Raw genomic sequence first — 389 nt, forward strand, 5'->3', positions numbered from 1 at the left:
ATGGTCTCCGTTCCTGTTCCTGACCGCCACGGTTACGCTCTGGAGTATTCCACCGTTTAAGGCCCTGTTCGCACCGGGTGGCGCACTGTATGAGATGGTCATTAACATCTCCGTGCCGTTCCTCGACAAGATGGTCGCCCGTATGCCGCCCGTGGTGCACACCGCCACGCCGTATGCCGCGGTGTATAAATTTGACTGGTTCTCGGCAACCGGCACCGCAATCCTGTTTGCCGCTATCCTGTCTGTGGTGTGGTTACGCATGAAGCCAGCGGCTGCAGTACAGACTTTTGCGGCTACCATTAAGGAACTGATGCTGCCGATCTACTCCATCGGCATGGTGCTGGCGTTCGCGTTTATCTCGAACTATTCCGGCCTGTCATCGACGCTGG

1 protein-coding gene is annotated in these 389 nt (G+C 57.1%); it reads left to right on the plus strand.

Annotated elements, in window-relative coordinates; genetic code table 11:
• The coding region (locus CSV68_RS16850; RefSeq protein WP_199175059.1) for an L-lactate permease at nt 1–389 on the plus strand (389 nt) is incomplete at both ends.

The organism is Sporosarcina sp. P29, from assembly GCF_002743265.1.
Lineage (GTDB): Bacteria > Bacillota > Bacilli > Bacillales_A > Planococcaceae > Sporosarcina.